Source organism: Candidatus Arsenophonus phytopathogenicus (assembly GCF_056113345.1).
This window is the reverse complement of sequence record NZ_JBUIOB010000017.1, coordinates 651849-667806: the sequence shown is the minus strand read 5'-3', so window position 1 is coordinate 667806 and position 15958 is coordinate 651849. Positions and strand designations below refer to the sequence as shown.

Below are 15958 nucleotides of genomic sequence, written 5' to 3'. Positions count from 1 at the left end.
GCGTTTAATTTGATAAAAAAATAGTAACATAAAAGCGAGTAAATTAAAGGCAAGAATTTCCGCATCTAATTCTGTCGTCAGCGAGCTGAACTGAAAACTAAAAAAATTGCTATTGTTTGCTGTGGGGCTGGATGATATTACCAAATGTTATTGTGAGTTGCCTACGCGATGAAAATCTAAATTACATGATAGTGTTCTGTTAATTATTTTCATTCATTTATTCTTAACTTTTAATTTTATTTGGTTATTTATTCTTTTATTTTTACTTAAGGAGGAAATGGTTAGCTTATTTTATGTTTTAAAATTTACCATTAAATATAATTGCTGTTTTTATCATTATTAAATATTAATCCTATTGAAATAACGTTTATTTGTTATTAATAGATGGGCTGGTTAACTAAATAAAATTTTTTATTTGTAACATTTTTAAATGAAAATAATAATTAACCGTTTTTTATTTAACATTATAGCAATGAAAATATTATTTAAGCTAAAAAACTATTAAGAATTTTTTAAGTAAAGAAAGAAAATCACTATGGATTATTTTTTTATTAACATCAAATGTTAATAATTAATTATTTTATTTTTATTAATTTTGTTTTAATTTTGAATTTATGTTAATTATTGGCATTGCTGTTGTGGAGTGACATTAATTCATAAATTGAAACAAATTTATACGTTTTTAAATAATGCTTATCTATATCTTTGTAATAGATATAAGTAAAACGAGTAATTGCAAATGGAATATTATCAAAAAAACGTTTTTTTACCCTTCATTCGTTAGCGTTAATTTAACGCAATCCAAAGTTTATTAATTGGTAATTATCCAGACAAAATAAGCAGGGATAAGAGTAATAAAAATTTATTGATTAAGGTAGTAAAAATAAGAATAGCTACATATCAATGTCTTTATTAATTTCAAGAATAGATTGAAGTTATTATTTAGTATTTGTTTTTATTTTACACAACAAATAGTAGCAATATTTTTATATTATTTTTAGACAGGGAAATTATTTATGCAATGCATTGCTAATCGTTACTATTCGAAAACAAAACGGATAACTGCCTATATATTGTTATTTATACAATTGTTGTTACCTATTTTTGTTACTTTTTCATCTGTCGCTAAAGCGGCGCAGAATGATGATGTTGCTAGCAATCTGATGCTGGAAACAGTCAACGGTATAGATGTGTTAATAAATAATAACTCTACTTCAAAAAACTCTGCTCCGCAGTCTCCATCATCGCTTTCATCAGCAGCAGCAATGGCATCAAGCTGGAATATTCAGACTTTGCCTGAGAATCGATCATTGATATCGGCGTCAACAGCAAATAACAACAAACCGTCAGTCGCTCATCATCCGGTATTACCGACATTAGATATAAAAGAGACGTCGCAAGCTAAACAAATTGTCCCATCAGAAAAACAATTTGCGCAAGGAGTAACCCAGGTAGCGCAAATTTTTGCCAATAATAATGCCACAGAGGCGGCCATCGGTTATGCGCGTAATCGAGGTGAGGGCCTAATAAATCAAAAAATTAGTGATTGGTTGAATCAGTATGGCAAAGCACGAGTGCAAATTAGTTCAAATAAAACCGGTGATGCTGATTTACTTTTACCACTAATTGATAAACCAAACAGTTTATTATTTAGTCAAATAGGTATTAGAGCTAATGAACAACGGAGTACTACCAACTTAGGATTAGGTTATCGTCAATATCAGCAAAATTGGATGTGGGGCCTTAACAGCTTCTATGATTATGATATTAGCGGCGGTAATGCCCGTTTTGGTGTTGGTGGTGAGTTGTGGGCCTATTATTTGAAATTAGCGGTAAATGGTTATTTCCGTTTAACTGACTGGCACCAGTCGTTCCTGCATGAGATGCGCGATTATGATGAGCGGCCGGCCAATGGATTTGATATCCGAGCTGAAGGTTATTTACCCAATTATCCTCATTTAGGGGCTTATGCTAAATATGAACAATATTTTGGTGAAGCGGTTAGCCTTAGTCATAATCCATCAGCTAAAGATTTGAAAAATAATCCTTCTGCCACAACTTTTGGCTTAAGTTATACCCCTTTTCCATTATTAACATTAAAAACTCAAGTCTCTCAGGGATATTCCAACGATAGTCTGATTGGCGTGGAATTTGCCTATCGGTTTGGTATACCACTGGCTGCTCAGTTAAATCCAGATAATGTTGATTTAATGCGTAGTTTAGTGGGCAATCGTTATGATTTTGTTGATCGTAATTACAATATCATTATGGAGTACCGTAAACAGGAGATATTAGCCATTTCTCTGCCAGACAGTGCGATGGGTGAAGCTGCTCAAACCATAGCCATAAAAGCAACGGTGCAAAAAGCCAAATATGGGCTTAATAAAATCTTATGGAGTGCCCCAGAGTTATTAGCTAAAGGTGGCAAGATCCACGAAACATCAACCAATACCATTGACCTAGTGTTACCTGCCTATGATGAAGATAACCAAGGTAGTAAAGCTTATACCTTATCCGCTGTTGGTGTTGATAATGAAGGTAATAAATCTAAAGCTGCCGTAATGGTGATCAATGTTACTCAATCAAAGGATGGTTTTGCTTATTTTACTTTAGAAAATTCGGCGCCAATACCGGCAGATGGTTACCAAACGTATTTAGCTAAAGTGCAACTACAAAATGACAAAGGGGTACCACTAGCGGACAAACAAGTGACATTTTCCGTTACCGGTTTTAGCAAAAGTGCCAGTACGCTGGCAGCAAAAAATAATGGTGGTAATGCTGGGGTTGTCATGCTTAGTGAAGATGGCCAAAGAATGGGTAATCCCTTAATTGAGACTACGGATACTGAGGGTAAGATCAATATAAAAGTTAAGAGTGACCTGGCCGGTCAGGGAGAATTGATTGCTACCATGGCACATGGTAAGAAAAAAGCGGTTGCTATCCAATTTACCCCTGATGTCACTACCGCCAAAATTAGAAATGTTAATCTGATTGATAAGAAAAATAGTAAGGTAGCTAATGGCGTCGATAGCTTTAGCTACGAAGCCTTTGTTGTCGATCAATTTAATAATCCATTACCAAATGTTGATGTTGCTTGGTCACATAATCAGAAAGATAAGGTCGTTTTGTCAGATAGTCATAGTAAAACAGATGCTAAGGGACGGGCGATTATTACGCTGCGTAGTACTCTTTTTGCTGTCGATAATGTGGAAGTCAGTGCCAAATATGACAATACGCTTGAAATGACCGCAGATAGAGTGGTCAGTTTTGTTGCTGATGAACGCACTGCCAAGGTTAGTGATGTTTCATTGCATGGCCGGGCAACAAATAAAGTTGCTGATGGAAAGAGTTATTTTAGTTTTAGTGCCCAACTGGTTGATGGCAATGGTAACCCGATTAAGAAAAGTGGATTAGTTGTTAATTGGACTCATAATAAAGACTCGCAAAAGGTTCTATTGTCGGCTGCAACCAGCCCAACAGATAGCAATGGTATTGCCTCGGTTAAACTAATAAGTACCACTAACCCCATCAATCAGGTACGGGTTAGTGCAAACTATGCAGCTACAGCCAGTGTAGAAGCGGATAAAGAGGTCAATTTTATCGCTGAAGAAAGTATAATTACCGTTGGGACTGTTGAGTTAAAGGATCCTGGTATCGTTACTAAAGTAGCAGATGGTAAATCCAGCTTTACTTTTAGCGCACAGCTTGTTGATAACAAGGGGAAACCTGTTAACCAGGCCGGCATCGATGTTGGTTGGTTCAGTGATAAGGATGAGGTTAAGTTATCAGGCGATACTAGCAAAACGAATGAACACGGAATTGCTACCATTACACTGCAAAGTACAACTAAGGCCGTCGATGAGGTACAGATTAGCGCCAGTTCGGACAACTTTGATGAAATAAATGCCAATAAGAAAGTGAGTTTTATTGCTGATAAAAGTCAGGCTCATATCGGTAGTGTGCTGTTAGATGGTTCAGAAGTCGAGAAAATCGCGGATGGGGTCACTTACTTTAGTTTTTCTGCCCAACTGGTGGACAATAATGATAACCCGATCAGGACAAAAGGATTACAAGTTGATTGGTCACAAAATAGCGGCGATAAAGTTAAATTAGCTAATAGCAGTACCCTCACCGACGAAAACGGTATTACCGAAGTTAAGCTGTATAGCACAACAAAAGCGGTGGATAATGTAGAAGTTAGTGCCAGTTACGCTAGTACAGCAAGCAAATCGGCTGATAAAACCGTTAGTTTTACGGCTAATAGAGCCACGGCTAAGTTAGGTGAAATTAAGTTATTAGATAAACCGACGACCCATAAAATTGCAGATGGTCAGCAAAAATTTACTTTTAATGTCCAGTTGTCTGATAAAAATGATAACCCAATTAAACAAGCGGGCATAATCGTCTATTGGAAACATGATAAAGTAGGGAAAGCCAAATTAAACCCAACCAGCAAAACGAATAAAGATGGTGTTGCTACCGCTGAATTGCATAGTACAACCAAGGCTGTTGATGATATTGAAGTCTCCGCCAAATTTGGCAACAACGATAAAAAAACGGCAAAAGAAAAAGTAAGTTTTATTGCTAATGAGGCCACAGCGGTAGTTAAAAATGTTAAGTTAGAAGGTAAGATTGACCGTAAAGTTGCTCATAGTAGTAATAACTTTGTTTTTACCGCTCAATTGGTTGATGATAATGACAACCCGATCAGGAAAGAAAATTTACCGATTAATTGGTCGGCGAAACCAGAAGATAGCAAAGTTAGCTTTAAAGGTGGCAAAACCAGTAAAACTGATGCAAAAGGCCATACCTCTATCACTTTAGAAAGTAAAGGCGATGAAGCAAAGAATGTATTCGTCAGTGCTGGTTACAAGAGTGCACCACCACAAACTGCTGATAAATCAGTTAGTTTTATAACTGTCTCTTTTAGCCATTTAAGTGTTAATACGCATGATTTCCCAACCGGAGATAAATTCCCAACCACTGGTTTCCGCGACGCTAAATTTACCATCGAAACAAAAGGCGCGCCGGCGTCAGAATTTACATGGAAAAGCAATCAAGATTGGGTTTCGGTTGATGGTGGCAAGGTAAAGTTTAAGGCTAGTGCGAGCAGTGCAACTAAAACTGTCACTATCAAAGCAACACATAAAACGGGTGGTGACCCGATTGAGTATACCTTTACTCTAAAGAACTGGTTTGCCTTCTCTGATGAGAAAAATTGGAATGAAGCTAAAACTTGGTGTGAAAATAATGACGGGACGATGCCAAAAGTGGAGCAACTTAGCCAAGGTAAAGGAAAACGTGCAGTCGGTTCATTATGGAGTGAATGGGGTAAATTCAGTAATTACGATATAGAGGATGGCTATTATTGGACTTCAACTCAGGGAATAAGTAGTCGCTATATAGTCGTTAAATTAGACGATGGTTTTTCTGAGAAAGATAGCTATACCCATGACACAGAGTCAGTGGTTTGTTCTAAGACGCTGTAATTCATGTTCCCGCCTCACATGATGAGGCGGGAACATAAAATGTAAAAATTTTATATTAATAAAAAAGTAATCAGGAAAATTTGCGTGATGAATGAAGGAAATACGTCAGTTATCAGCTTGGTGGCGACAAGTTTTCTTAGCAGCATGCTGTGAAGCAAAATATTTATAATAACTGATTGTTTTAGCGGAATAATTTTTTTGGTTTATTAGTAATAGGATTTATATATTATTAGGGAAGAGATCCATGCAACGTAAAGCTGATTGTTATTTTACAAAAACGAAACGGATAATTGCCTATATTTTACTGTTTATACAATTTTTTTTGCCTGTTTTCGTTCCTTCCTCTTCAATTGCAAAAGCGGCGCAAACTAGTGAACAAAATAACCCGATGATGGATACCATCAACGGCTTAAATAATTTGCTGCAAAGCCCTTCAGAAAAAGATATGCCCGTTCTCGATAAAGAGCTGCCAGAGTCGGATAAAAATAATGCGCCGGTAAAATCATCGACCTCGCTTTCGCCATCGAATTCAGCATTATCCATGTTAGAGGCACACTTCTCTTCCCAACAACCGGCAACTGCCATTCAACGACCTAAAAATGCCGATCAGGATATTATTTTTAATAGCTTGCCAACCCTAAGCATCAACGATAGTGAACCTAATTCGCAAACAGCTGTTTCCAGCGAACAACAAATGGCGCAAAATATTTCTCAATTAGCACAGACATTGTCAACCGATGATGCCATTAAGGCTTATATGGGGTATGCCCGCAGTATCGGTGAAAATCTGGTAAATCAAAAAATCCATGATTGGTTGAGTCAGTTTGGTAATGCCCGGGTGCAAATTAATTCCAATAAAACCGGTGATGCTGATTTACTTTTACCACTAATTGATAAACCAAACAGTTTATTATTTAGTCAAATAGGTATTAGAGCTAATGAACAACGGAGTACTACCAACTTAGGATTAGGTTATCGCCAATATCAGGATGCCTGGATGTGGGGCATTAATAGTTTTTATGATTATGATATTACTGGCAGTAACTCTCGTTTCGGTGTTGGTGGTGAATTATGGGCCGATTACCTTAAACTGGCGGCTAATGGTTATTTTCGTTTAACCGACTGGCATCAATCACGTTTGCATGAGATGCGGGATTATGATGAGCGTCCAGCCAATGGGTTCGACCTCCGTGCTGAAGGATTTTTACCCAGCTACCCACATTTAGGGGCTTATGCTAAATATGAAAAGTATTATGGTGATGGTATTAGCCTTAATAATGGTCTCTCAAGTAGTGATTTGATCGATAATCCTTCTGCTACCACTTTTGGCTTGAGTTATACCCCTTTCCCATTATTGACCTTTAAAACCCAAATTTCGCGGGGCGATACTAAGGAAAGTAGCATTGGGATGGAATTGGCCTATCGGTTCGGTTTATTGCTGGCTGAACAGCTTGATCCCGATAATGTTGATTTAATGCGTAGTTTGGTGGGTAAGCGTTACGATTTTGTCGATCGTAATTACAATATTGTCATGCAATATCGCAAGCAAGAACTGTTATCCATTTCTTTGCCAGAAAGTATTGATGGCGAAGCAGCGCAGACCATGCCGGTCACGGTCACGGTTAATAAAGCCAAATATGGCTTAAAACAAGTTAGCTGGCAAGCGCCAGAATTAGTTGCTAAAGGAGGTAACATTCAAATTGTGTCACCGACTTCAATTAACTTAACCTTGCCTGCTTATATTTTCCAAAAACAGGCAAAAGTCGCTCAATCTTACCGCGTCTCAGCAGTGGCTGTTGATAATGAAGGTAATCAATCTAATACCGCAGTTATGATGATCAATGTCTCGCCATCACAAGATACCATTCGAGCAATGACATTAACGCCAAATAATACCCAGATAGCCAATAATAGTGATACTTATGTTGCCACTGCATTAGTACAGAATAAAAAACATCAAGCACTCCCCGGTAGAGCCATTAGTTTTACCATTGATGGATTCAAATCTAGTGGGGTAACACTGTTTGATATGGATGGCAATCAAGGTAATAGTTTGACGGTGATAACTGATAGCGAAGGTAAGGCTAATGTTAACATTAAGAGTAAGGTGGTTGGCACCGGAACATTAACGGCGGCGATGAAAAATGGCAATAGAAATACTATCCCTGTTAGTTTTGCGCCTGATATCGCCACCGCCAAAGTTAAAAGTGTTACATTAATTGGTAATGAAACGAATAAAGCGGCTGATGGTATAAGTCGATTTACTTTCGAGGCATTAGTGACCGATCAATTCAATAATCCGGTACCCAATGTTAATGTTAATTGGTCACATGATAGAGGTAATACTGCTATCTTATCGGCAGAGCAGAGCCAAACTGATGAGAATGGACGAGCGATGATTACTATGACCAGTAGGGTTGTGGTGGATAATGTTACGGTTAGTGCTCATTATAATAATCCCGCTAACAAAATAGCGGCGAATAAAGCGGTAAACTTTATTTACATTTTGGATACCGCTAAGGTCGATAGCGTTACCTTAGAAGGTAGTGAAACGCAAAAAATAGCTGATAATAATAGCTTCTTTACCTTTACCGCCCAATTGGTTGATGGTAACGATAATCCGATTAAGCAAAAAGGTTTATATGTTAATTGGTCACATAATAAAGCTAGTGAAGTTAAATTAGCAGCAAAAAGTCAAACCGATGAAAACGGGCGAGCTTCTGTTGTGTTGTATAGTACGACAGCAGTAATAAAAGGCGTAGTTGTTAGTGCAAGATTTGGTTCAACCAAAAGAGTCGCTGCTGATTGGGAAGTAGCCTTTATTGCTGATGAAAATTTAATCAAAGTAAAGAGTGTGACACTCAATGATAAAAGCGATAGTAAATTAGCTAATGGTCATAACAAATTCACATTTACTGCTTTGGTATTAGACGGCAATGATAATCCAGCTAGACAACGGACGGTGAAATGGGCGCATAATAGGAATGACGAAGTAACACTGTCGGCAACAACCAGTGAAACCGATGAAAATGGTCGCGCGACGATTATGTTACAGAGCACCAAAACAGCGGTGAATAATATTATTGTCAATGCACGCTATGGCACTTCTGCACTAATAAATGCGAAACCAGTTGAGTTTTATGCTGATACCAATACCGCTAAAGTGGGTAGTGTCACATTAGTCGATAGTGAAGTTAACAAAGTCGCTGATGGCAACAATTACTTTACCTTTAATGCTCAATTAGTCGATAAATATGGTCATCCGCTTAAAAAAGCGGGTCTGAATATCGAATGGTCACACAATAAAGAGCAACAAATCACTTTATCCGCTGAATCAACCACGACCAATGATAGTGGAATTGCCTCGGTTACTTTGAAAAGTAGTAAGATTGCGGTAGATGAGATCATAGTTTATGCCAAATATAGGGTACCTCCATTAAAACCAGCTGATAAGAAAGTGAATTTTGTTGGTGATATTAAAACCGCAAAAGTGGGCAAGATCATATTAAATGATGCTGACAATAATAAGATCGCTGATGGTAAGAATGGCTTTGAGTTTAGCACCCAACTAGTTGACCATAATGGTAACCCGGTTAAGCAAGCAGGATTAGTCATTAAATGGCGACAAGAAAAGGGTACTATCGTTAGCTTGCCTGCAAGTAGTAAAACAGATAGTGATGGGAGTGCGACTATTACGCTTAAAAGTAGCAAAAAAGCAGTGAATGATGTGGTGATCTATGCGCAATATGAAACAAGTGGTGAAGAAAAATCCGAAGCAGTGAATTTTATTGCTAATATTAACACCGCTAAAATAAAAGCAGTCACATTAGATGGTAAGGAAGTTGATAAAGTTGCGAATGGCGACAATTACTTTACCTTTAAGGCACAACTGGTTGATGAATTTGATAATCCTATTAAGGTGGCGGATCTGGATATCAGCTGGTCGCTAGATGATGATAAAGCTGAAGATGCTCATTTATCGGCAGCATCAAGTCAAACAGATAAAGACGGCCTTGCCAGTATAAAACTTAAAAGCACTACTAAAGCAGTGGATAATGTGGTCGTCAGCGCCCAATATGGTACTGCGGATAAAATAAATGCAAAAACACCCGTTAATTTTATTGCCGATAAAAGTACGGCCAGAGTAGGTAGTGTGACATTAGCCGATAATATCGTTCGTAAGGTTGCTGATGGTAATAACCATTTTACCTTTAAGGCGCAGCTAGTTGATAAATATGAAAACCCGGTTAAAGAGTCAAATTTAGATGTTAAATGGCAACAGAACAAAAATGGTAGTGATGTCATCTTACCCGCTAGCAGTAAAACTAATAGTGATGGGCAAGCGACGATAGAGCTAAAAAGTACTAAGACGGCAGTAAATAATATTACAGTCAGTGCACGGTATGATACCAGTGAGAAAAAAGATGCCAATAAGCTAGTTAATTTTATCCAGGTTTCTTTTAAAAAGCTTAAAATTAATGGCACATCTTTTGAACTGAATGAAGGAATTCCGACTATTGGCTTCAAGGGTGCGACATTTGACATCATTACTAATGGTGCGCCTGTCAGTGAATTTAGTTGGGAGAGTAATCAACGTTGGGTTTCCGTTAAAAATGGAAAAATAACTTTTAGTGATGATGCTAGCAAGGATTCAAAAACAGTCGTTATCACGGCAACCCATAGCTCAGGTGGTGAGCCAGTTAAATATAAATTTACACTTAAAAAATGGCATTTATATAGCGAGAAAAAGATGAATTGGCATGATGCTAAAGACTGGTGTGTTAATAAGGGATTGACACTCCCAACTGTTGCACAACTCAGTGCTGGTCGGTTTGTAAGAGGTATTGGTTCACTTTGGAGTGAATGGGGTGACGTACGTTTATATAATTGGAATTATCATATGTACTGGACATCTGAAACATCAGGTCACAATGTTAAAGCTGTTGGTATGGTCAGTGGTTATATAAATGTCAAGGGTGAAGGTGAGAACAATCACTTCTTTTTTACCTGTGTTGGCGATCTTTGATGAACGTTAATTAAACGCTTATCCCATTTAGCGAATATTAAGTTACTGCTAATAGAGGTTTATGTGCTGAGTGTATTGGTACATAAACCTCTTAATTATTAGAACCATCATGGTGTTGGCCAGACAAGATAAATTTAAGCGAGTGGGTTTTTGATAAGTTGATTGAAGGGTACTTTAATTCGTCATCATCGATGACTGACCCGATCCTGCTGATGACTAGCTAGAACCGGGTTTGAATTACGGCAAGTAAAAATTAGCTGGCTTTTTTCGCTGCCGCAGCGGCGTTGACAATAGTAGCAAAAGTATCGGCTTTCAGCGATGCGCCGCCAACTAATGCGCCATCAATATCGGGTTGACTGAAAAGCTCGGCAGCATTGCTTGTATTCACTGAGCCGCCATACTGAATAATCACTTGTTCAGCAATAGTCGGATCTTGTTTGGCAATATGGTCACGAATAAATTTATGTACCGCTTGCGCCTGGGCGGGAGTGGCTGATTTACCGGTGCCAATCGCCCAAATCGGTTCATAAGCGATAACACTATTTTCAAATGCGCTGGCACCTAAGCTATTTAATACCGCATCGATTTGACGGGCGCAGACTTGTTCAGTTTTGCCGGCGCTATTTTCTTCTTCAGATTCACCAATACAAAGTACTGGCGTTAATCCTTGCGATTTTAGCACGGCAAATTTGCGAGCGATAAATTCATCGCTTTCTTGATGATAAGTTTTACGTTCAGAGTGACCGATAATAATATATTTTGCGCCAATATCTTTTAGCATTTCCGCTGAGATATCACCGGTAAAAGCGCCGGACAGATTGACGTCAACATCTTGTGCGCCAAGTGCTATCTTGCTACCGGTTAAAGCTTGTTTTGCTTGCGCCAGGTAAAGCGCTGGTGGGGCAATTGCGACATCACAGCCTGTGACATTATTTAATTCGTTACGCAAATTTCCAATCAGTTCTTCAACCATTTTTTTACTGCCATTGAGTTTCCAGTTCCCCATGACTAATGGATGCCGCATGTTTTCCTCCAACTAAAAAATATTTATTAATAAATGAGATAAAGACAATTGATCATTATTCAGTTTATGCAAAAGGATAGTATAAAGATGCTATGATTAAATCACTTTGTTTTTCGTCATTCATGTGTGATGTTATCATCATTTCGTGAAAGCTTAACCGGTTCAATAGCGAAAGTAATCATGTTATCTTTACTTTTTACTAAAATATAACGGATAGCGCCTACTATCGTTTCATCACTCTGCACTTGGTTATGTTGCTCTAACATACGATCTAATACCGCGGTTAATTGATGTGTGTTATTAATTGAAGTGGTTTTTTCGAAGTGATTAATAATTGCCATAATATTACGTTCGAATAATTGTCGATTAATTTTATAGCTGCTTGCCTCTTTTGGTGGCAGTAATGTTAGCTGTAAACTTTTAATTTTTTCACTTCCTCGTTCAAGTACTGCGGAGGAGTAAATTTTGCTGTTAATTCGACTGGCTGCACGAATATAAGGTAAGCTAATATCCTTGCTTTTAATCACTTTAAATTCATGTATTGGATAGCTGGGATTATCCTGATTATATTTTTGCCGAAATATGGGGATAGTTTCATTGAATAAGGCTGCATCGGGTGATAAATAAGCAACCGAAACCTCTGTTTCAGGCATAATTGGTAATTCTTTTGCCAGCACCGGGAACAGTGGCAATAATGCAATAAATAGTAATGCTAACTCAAATTTGCGATTGTAAATTTTCATCATCGTTACTCGTCAGTATGAATTTTTTCATAAAGGATCCATTAGGATAAGATAAATGACATTACAACAATGGGCACTCTCATTTAAAGGACGAATTGGTCGAAAACCATTTTTACTTGGTATGGTTATTTGGTTTTTATTAATGGTCATGATATTTAGTTTGCAAACTTTTTTGTTATTTTCTCCTTATATTTTACTGTTATTAGTCATTTTGTTGCTCTACCCATTGGAGGCAATTTTTACTAAACGTCTACATGATCTTGGTAAATCTGGTGGCTGGTTGTTATTATTGTTGGCTTTTGTGCTATTTTCTATCGATGTTAGTTTATTCACACCTTTTTGGCAGTGGAGGATTGGACGATTTCTACCTTTATTTATTGTTACCATATTATTTTTTAGATTGTGGTAGTTTTAAAGGTCAGGATAAAGCAAATCGTTATGGTAAAAAAACTGAACAAGTTGACTATCTCAGCTGATTAATTTTTATTTACCTCGGCTTACCAATATTGTTCACTGGTAATGTGTCCCGCTTTACGGCGTAAATGTTTATCCATCCCTCTTTGTATTTTTAGTAGTTGTTGGGTATCTTTAACCATTTGTGGATTACCGCAAAGCATAACATGGCTCGTTGAGGGATCAATTTTTGCCTTTACTGCTTGTTCTAGCTGCCCGCTTTCAATTAGCGCTGGAATACGGCCGGTGAGTGAACCAGTTTTGTTTTCGCGACTGACAATAGTTTGGATCTTCAATTTTCCCTGATATTTTTTCTCGAGAGCTTTCATTAATGGTAAGTAACTCAGAATCTTCCGCGTAACGTACCGCATGTACCAGGATAATTTGGTTAAATCGGGCTAAATTTTCGCCAAATTGCAAAATGGATAAAAAAGGCCCAATTGCGGTACCTGTCGATAGCATCCAAAGCGTTTCATAATCAGGCAGTTTTTCTAACACAAAAAAACCTGCTGCCTCTTCAGTGACATAAATAGGATCACCGGGTTTCAATGCTTCAAGGTGTGGGCTGAGTTTTCCTTCCGGTACGGTGACGAGATAGAATTCTAATTGATTATCATTGGGTGCGTTAACATAAGAATAGGCGCGTTGGATACGCTGGCCATTGATTTCTAGCGCAAGTTTAGCATATTGTCCCGCAATAAACGGTTTAATTGGCGCTTCGAGGATCAAACTAAATAAGGCATCTGTCCATTTATGGTTTTTAATAATTTTTCCTGTTACCCAATTCGCCATACTACTGGCCTCCCAATGTGTCAAATAAAGCGTTAATGTTTGGTCATATTATGTCAAATCTAGGCAAAACCATTATCGATAATGTGTTTTAACTATTCAGTTAAATTATGACTCTTCCATTATGATATAAAATTGTACAGTTATGTTTACAAAATAAGTCAATTAGATTCGGCTAGATGGAAAAAATAATTTAATCGGTTAACTCGAATTTTTTATAATTTGTTAGATTAATTGATATTAACGTACAGATTTGATGGGGCTGTTTTTCTTTAAGCCTAAGATATTGTAACCTTTTTTAATACATTGGTTATTAGATAAAATGAGAAAATTAGAACACTTCAATTTGCTATTAATGCTCATTGTTTTAATTGCTGTCGGGCAGATGACGCAGACAATTTATGTCCCCGTTATTGCAGAAATTGCTGCCTATTTTGCTGAACCTGATGGTGCGGTGCAAAGCGTAATGGGGGCGTATCTGCTATTTTATGGTTTTTCACAACTATTTTATGGACCTATATCCGATCACGTTGGTCGTCGCCCGGTTATTTTAGTCGGTTTAATTATTTATTTAATCGCAACCATAATCGCAATTTCCGCACCTTCATTAAAGATCTTGATTATTGCCAGTGCACTGCAAGGTTTAGGTGCCTGGTATGCCGGACGTGAAGGAAAAACTTTTTATCAGTTAATGTGGCATGCCGTTTTTTGTTGTGTTTCTGCGGCTATTATCATGTGGTTACCAGGTTGGTTTGGATTTATGAATGTGTGGTCACTGTTGATCCCTGCCGGACTTTTTTTCTTTGGGGCAGGTATGTTATTTCCATTAGCTACCACCGGAGCAATGAAGCCTTTCCCTTATTTAGCGGGAGCCGCCGGTGCATTGGTTGGCGGTTTGCAAAATGTAGGTTCAGGCGTGGCGGCTTGGTTGTCAGCTCATTTACCCCAAACTGGACAATTCAGTTTGGGGATTTTGATGTTTGCTATGTCTATCCTTATTTTATTATGCTGGTTACCTTTGGCATATAAAATGGATAAAAATTAACACCTATTTAATAAATATATTTAGATAATAAAATTAGGTGAATATGGGTTTTGTTACGCAATCGCTATATGATTTTGATTGGTGAGACACGCGCTCTTCAAGCAATCTAGAGGTGATTATTCCTTCTATACTGTGAGAAAAACGCTGATCTGTCAGTAATTCAGCTAATATAAGGTTGCCCTTTTCTGCTATGTCGCTTGATTTTGCTGCTTGTTATTTCTGTTGTCAGCGACTTGTTCCCTAATTGATGGTGTGACCATTATAGGCTTTTGGTTATTGGTCATATTTGCCAGCTCTGTTTCACTATTTTCACCGTTATAAAGGATCTGTTCTTCGATATCTAAAATGAAATGATTGGGATTGATTAATTGGATTGGCCTAAAACTGTCGGATGGTTTGGTTACAGTTGTTGCTGAATCCTTTGTTAACTGTCAGGGCTTAGGTAACCATGCGATGGGGTATCTTTCTGGCCAATTAATCGGCATGGCAATTAAATTTTCTTTTGGTATTGGCTGATAATTTTCTTGTCCTACTGGGCGCTAGGTTAATTCTATGGTGTCCCAATATTGATCACCAACCGCGTGGCTATTGGTGCTCCAGAACAGCCAAATAGGATAATGTTTACCTGCTTCCAAATAGATTGTTTGATTATCACGATACTCTAGCGTGTGAAATCGGTTTTTGTGTTGGATATAAACCCATCCTATATCATCGGCTTTAAATTTTAACTGATAATGATTGGTTTCAATTGGTGCCAGAAAGCCAGAAAGCCAGAAAGCCAGAAAGCCAGAAAGCCAGAAAGCCAGAAAGCCAGAAAGCCAGAAAGCCAGAAAGCCAGAAAGCCAGAAAGCCAGAAAAAATCCACAATGTGGGTTTCAATTTTTTGCCGTTTAACACGTTAGACTTAAAATCAGCATCAAATTGGCTAAATTTTTCTTTTCCCATCCAATAATTATGAGAATCTCCTTGCCACCGTTTGGCATAAAGAGGAGCGTTATTTAACCACTGTTTTTTTATTTAGTAGTGTATTAAATTGAGATTGCGTCAGACTTCTGTTGCCTAAATCTAGCTGGCTGAGATCATAAATGCTTAAATTTAATCCACCATGTTGCGACCGATCGGGAACCTGATAATGGTGTTTAAAAGTTTGGCTTGATCCTGATGGGTAAGTTATGGTTGCGGAAATGGTTGTTGCACCATGGCCGATTAGTTGGCCGTGATGGTTAATAACTTTCGGATCAGAGGAATGCCAGTTAATAGTCCCTTGTTGAAAAGATTGAGGTAGTGCTAATGGTTCTGTTGCAATGGTTTTTGTTTGTTGATGATGGGTATTAAAGAAGTGTGAATAGGCAATATCTTCTTGGGGAAGAGCCAGCACAAAAATTTGCC

The 15958-nt window shown here is 37.8% G+C and carries 9 protein-coding genes and 1 pseudogene; 5 read left to right on the top strand and 5 right to left on the bottom strand.

Annotated elements, in window-relative coordinates; all coding sequences use genetic code 11:
- Positions 1-1016 precede the first annotated feature (1016 nt).
- Positions 1017-5489: an inverse autotransporter beta domain-containing protein gene (locus tag AC01GB_RS06860; protein ID WP_474451196.1), complete on the top strand. Its 4473-nt coding sequence runs from the start codon at positions 1017-1019 to the stop codon at positions 5487-5489.
- A 244-nt stretch (positions 5490-5733) separates the two neighbouring features.
- Positions 5734-10515, top strand: a complete 4782-nt coding sequence (locus AC01GB_RS06855; RefSeq protein WP_474451195.1) for an Ig-like domain-containing protein — start codon at positions 5734-5736, stop codon at positions 10513-10515.
- A 253-nt stretch (positions 10516-10768) separates the two neighbouring features.
- On the opposite strand, the gene tpiA is transcribed toward AC01GB_RS06855, so the two are convergent.
- Both tpiA and AC01GB_RS06845 read right to left on the bottom strand, forming a co-directional pair.
- Positions 10769-11539 carry a triose-phosphate isomerase gene (gene tpiA / locus AC01GB_RS06850; protein WP_474451194.1) on the bottom strand — a complete coding sequence of 257 codons (771 nt, stop codon included), beginning with the start codon at positions 11537-11539 and terminating at the stop codon, positions 10769-10771.
- Between the two features lie 116 nt (positions 11540-11655).
- Positions 11656-12285 (bottom strand): DUF1454 family protein, encoded by a 630-nt coding sequence (locus tag AC01GB_RS06845; RefSeq protein ID WP_474451193.1) that lies wholly within the window; start codon positions 12283-12285, stop codon positions 11656-11658.
- A 52-nt stretch (positions 12286-12337) separates the two neighbouring features.
- Between AC01GB_RS06845 and AC01GB_RS06840 the strand changes: the two genes are divergently transcribed.
- Positions 12338-12691: a DUF805 domain-containing protein gene (locus AC01GB_RS06840; RefSeq protein ID WP_474451192.1), complete on the top strand. Its 354-nt coding sequence runs from the start codon at positions 12338-12340 to the stop codon at positions 12689-12691.
- A gap of 88 nt (positions 12692-12779) precedes the next feature.
- On the opposite strand, the pseudogene fpr reads toward AC01GB_RS06840, so the two are convergent.
- Positions 12780-13527 (bottom strand): annotated as a pseudogene (gene fpr / locus AC01GB_RS06835) (ferredoxin--NADP(+) reductase).
- Between the two features lie 319 nt (positions 13528-13846).
- On the opposite strand from fpr, the gene AC01GB_RS06830 reads away from it, so the two are divergent.
- Together AC01GB_RS06830 and AC01GB_RS06825 are read left to right on the top strand one after the other, a co-directional pair.
- Positions 13847-14569 carry an MFS transporter gene (locus AC01GB_RS06830; RefSeq protein ID WP_474451190.1) on the top strand — a complete coding sequence of 241 codons (723 nt, stop codon included), beginning with the start codon at positions 13847-13849 and terminating at the stop codon, positions 14567-14569.
- Between the two features lie 360 nt (positions 14570-14929).
- Complete coding sequence (locus AC01GB_RS06825; RefSeq protein WP_474451188.1) at positions 14930-15085, top strand: hypothetical protein; 156 nt, start codon at positions 14930-14932, stop codon at positions 15083-15085.
- Positions 15086-15313: 228 nt separating this feature from the next.
- Here the strand turns inward: AC01GB_RS06825 and AC01GB_RS06820 are convergent, their stop codons facing one another.
- Complete coding sequence (locus tag AC01GB_RS06820) at positions 15314-15514, bottom strand: hypothetical protein (RefSeq protein WP_474451187.1); 201 nt, start codon at positions 15512-15514, stop codon at positions 15314-15316.
- Positions 15515-15563: 49 nt separating this feature from the next.
- A complete protein-coding gene (locus AC01GB_RS06815; RefSeq protein WP_474451184.1) occupies positions 15564-15947 on the bottom strand; it encodes a hypothetical protein in 384 nt (127 codons plus the stop codon).
- Positions 15948-15958 lie beyond the last annotated feature (11 nt).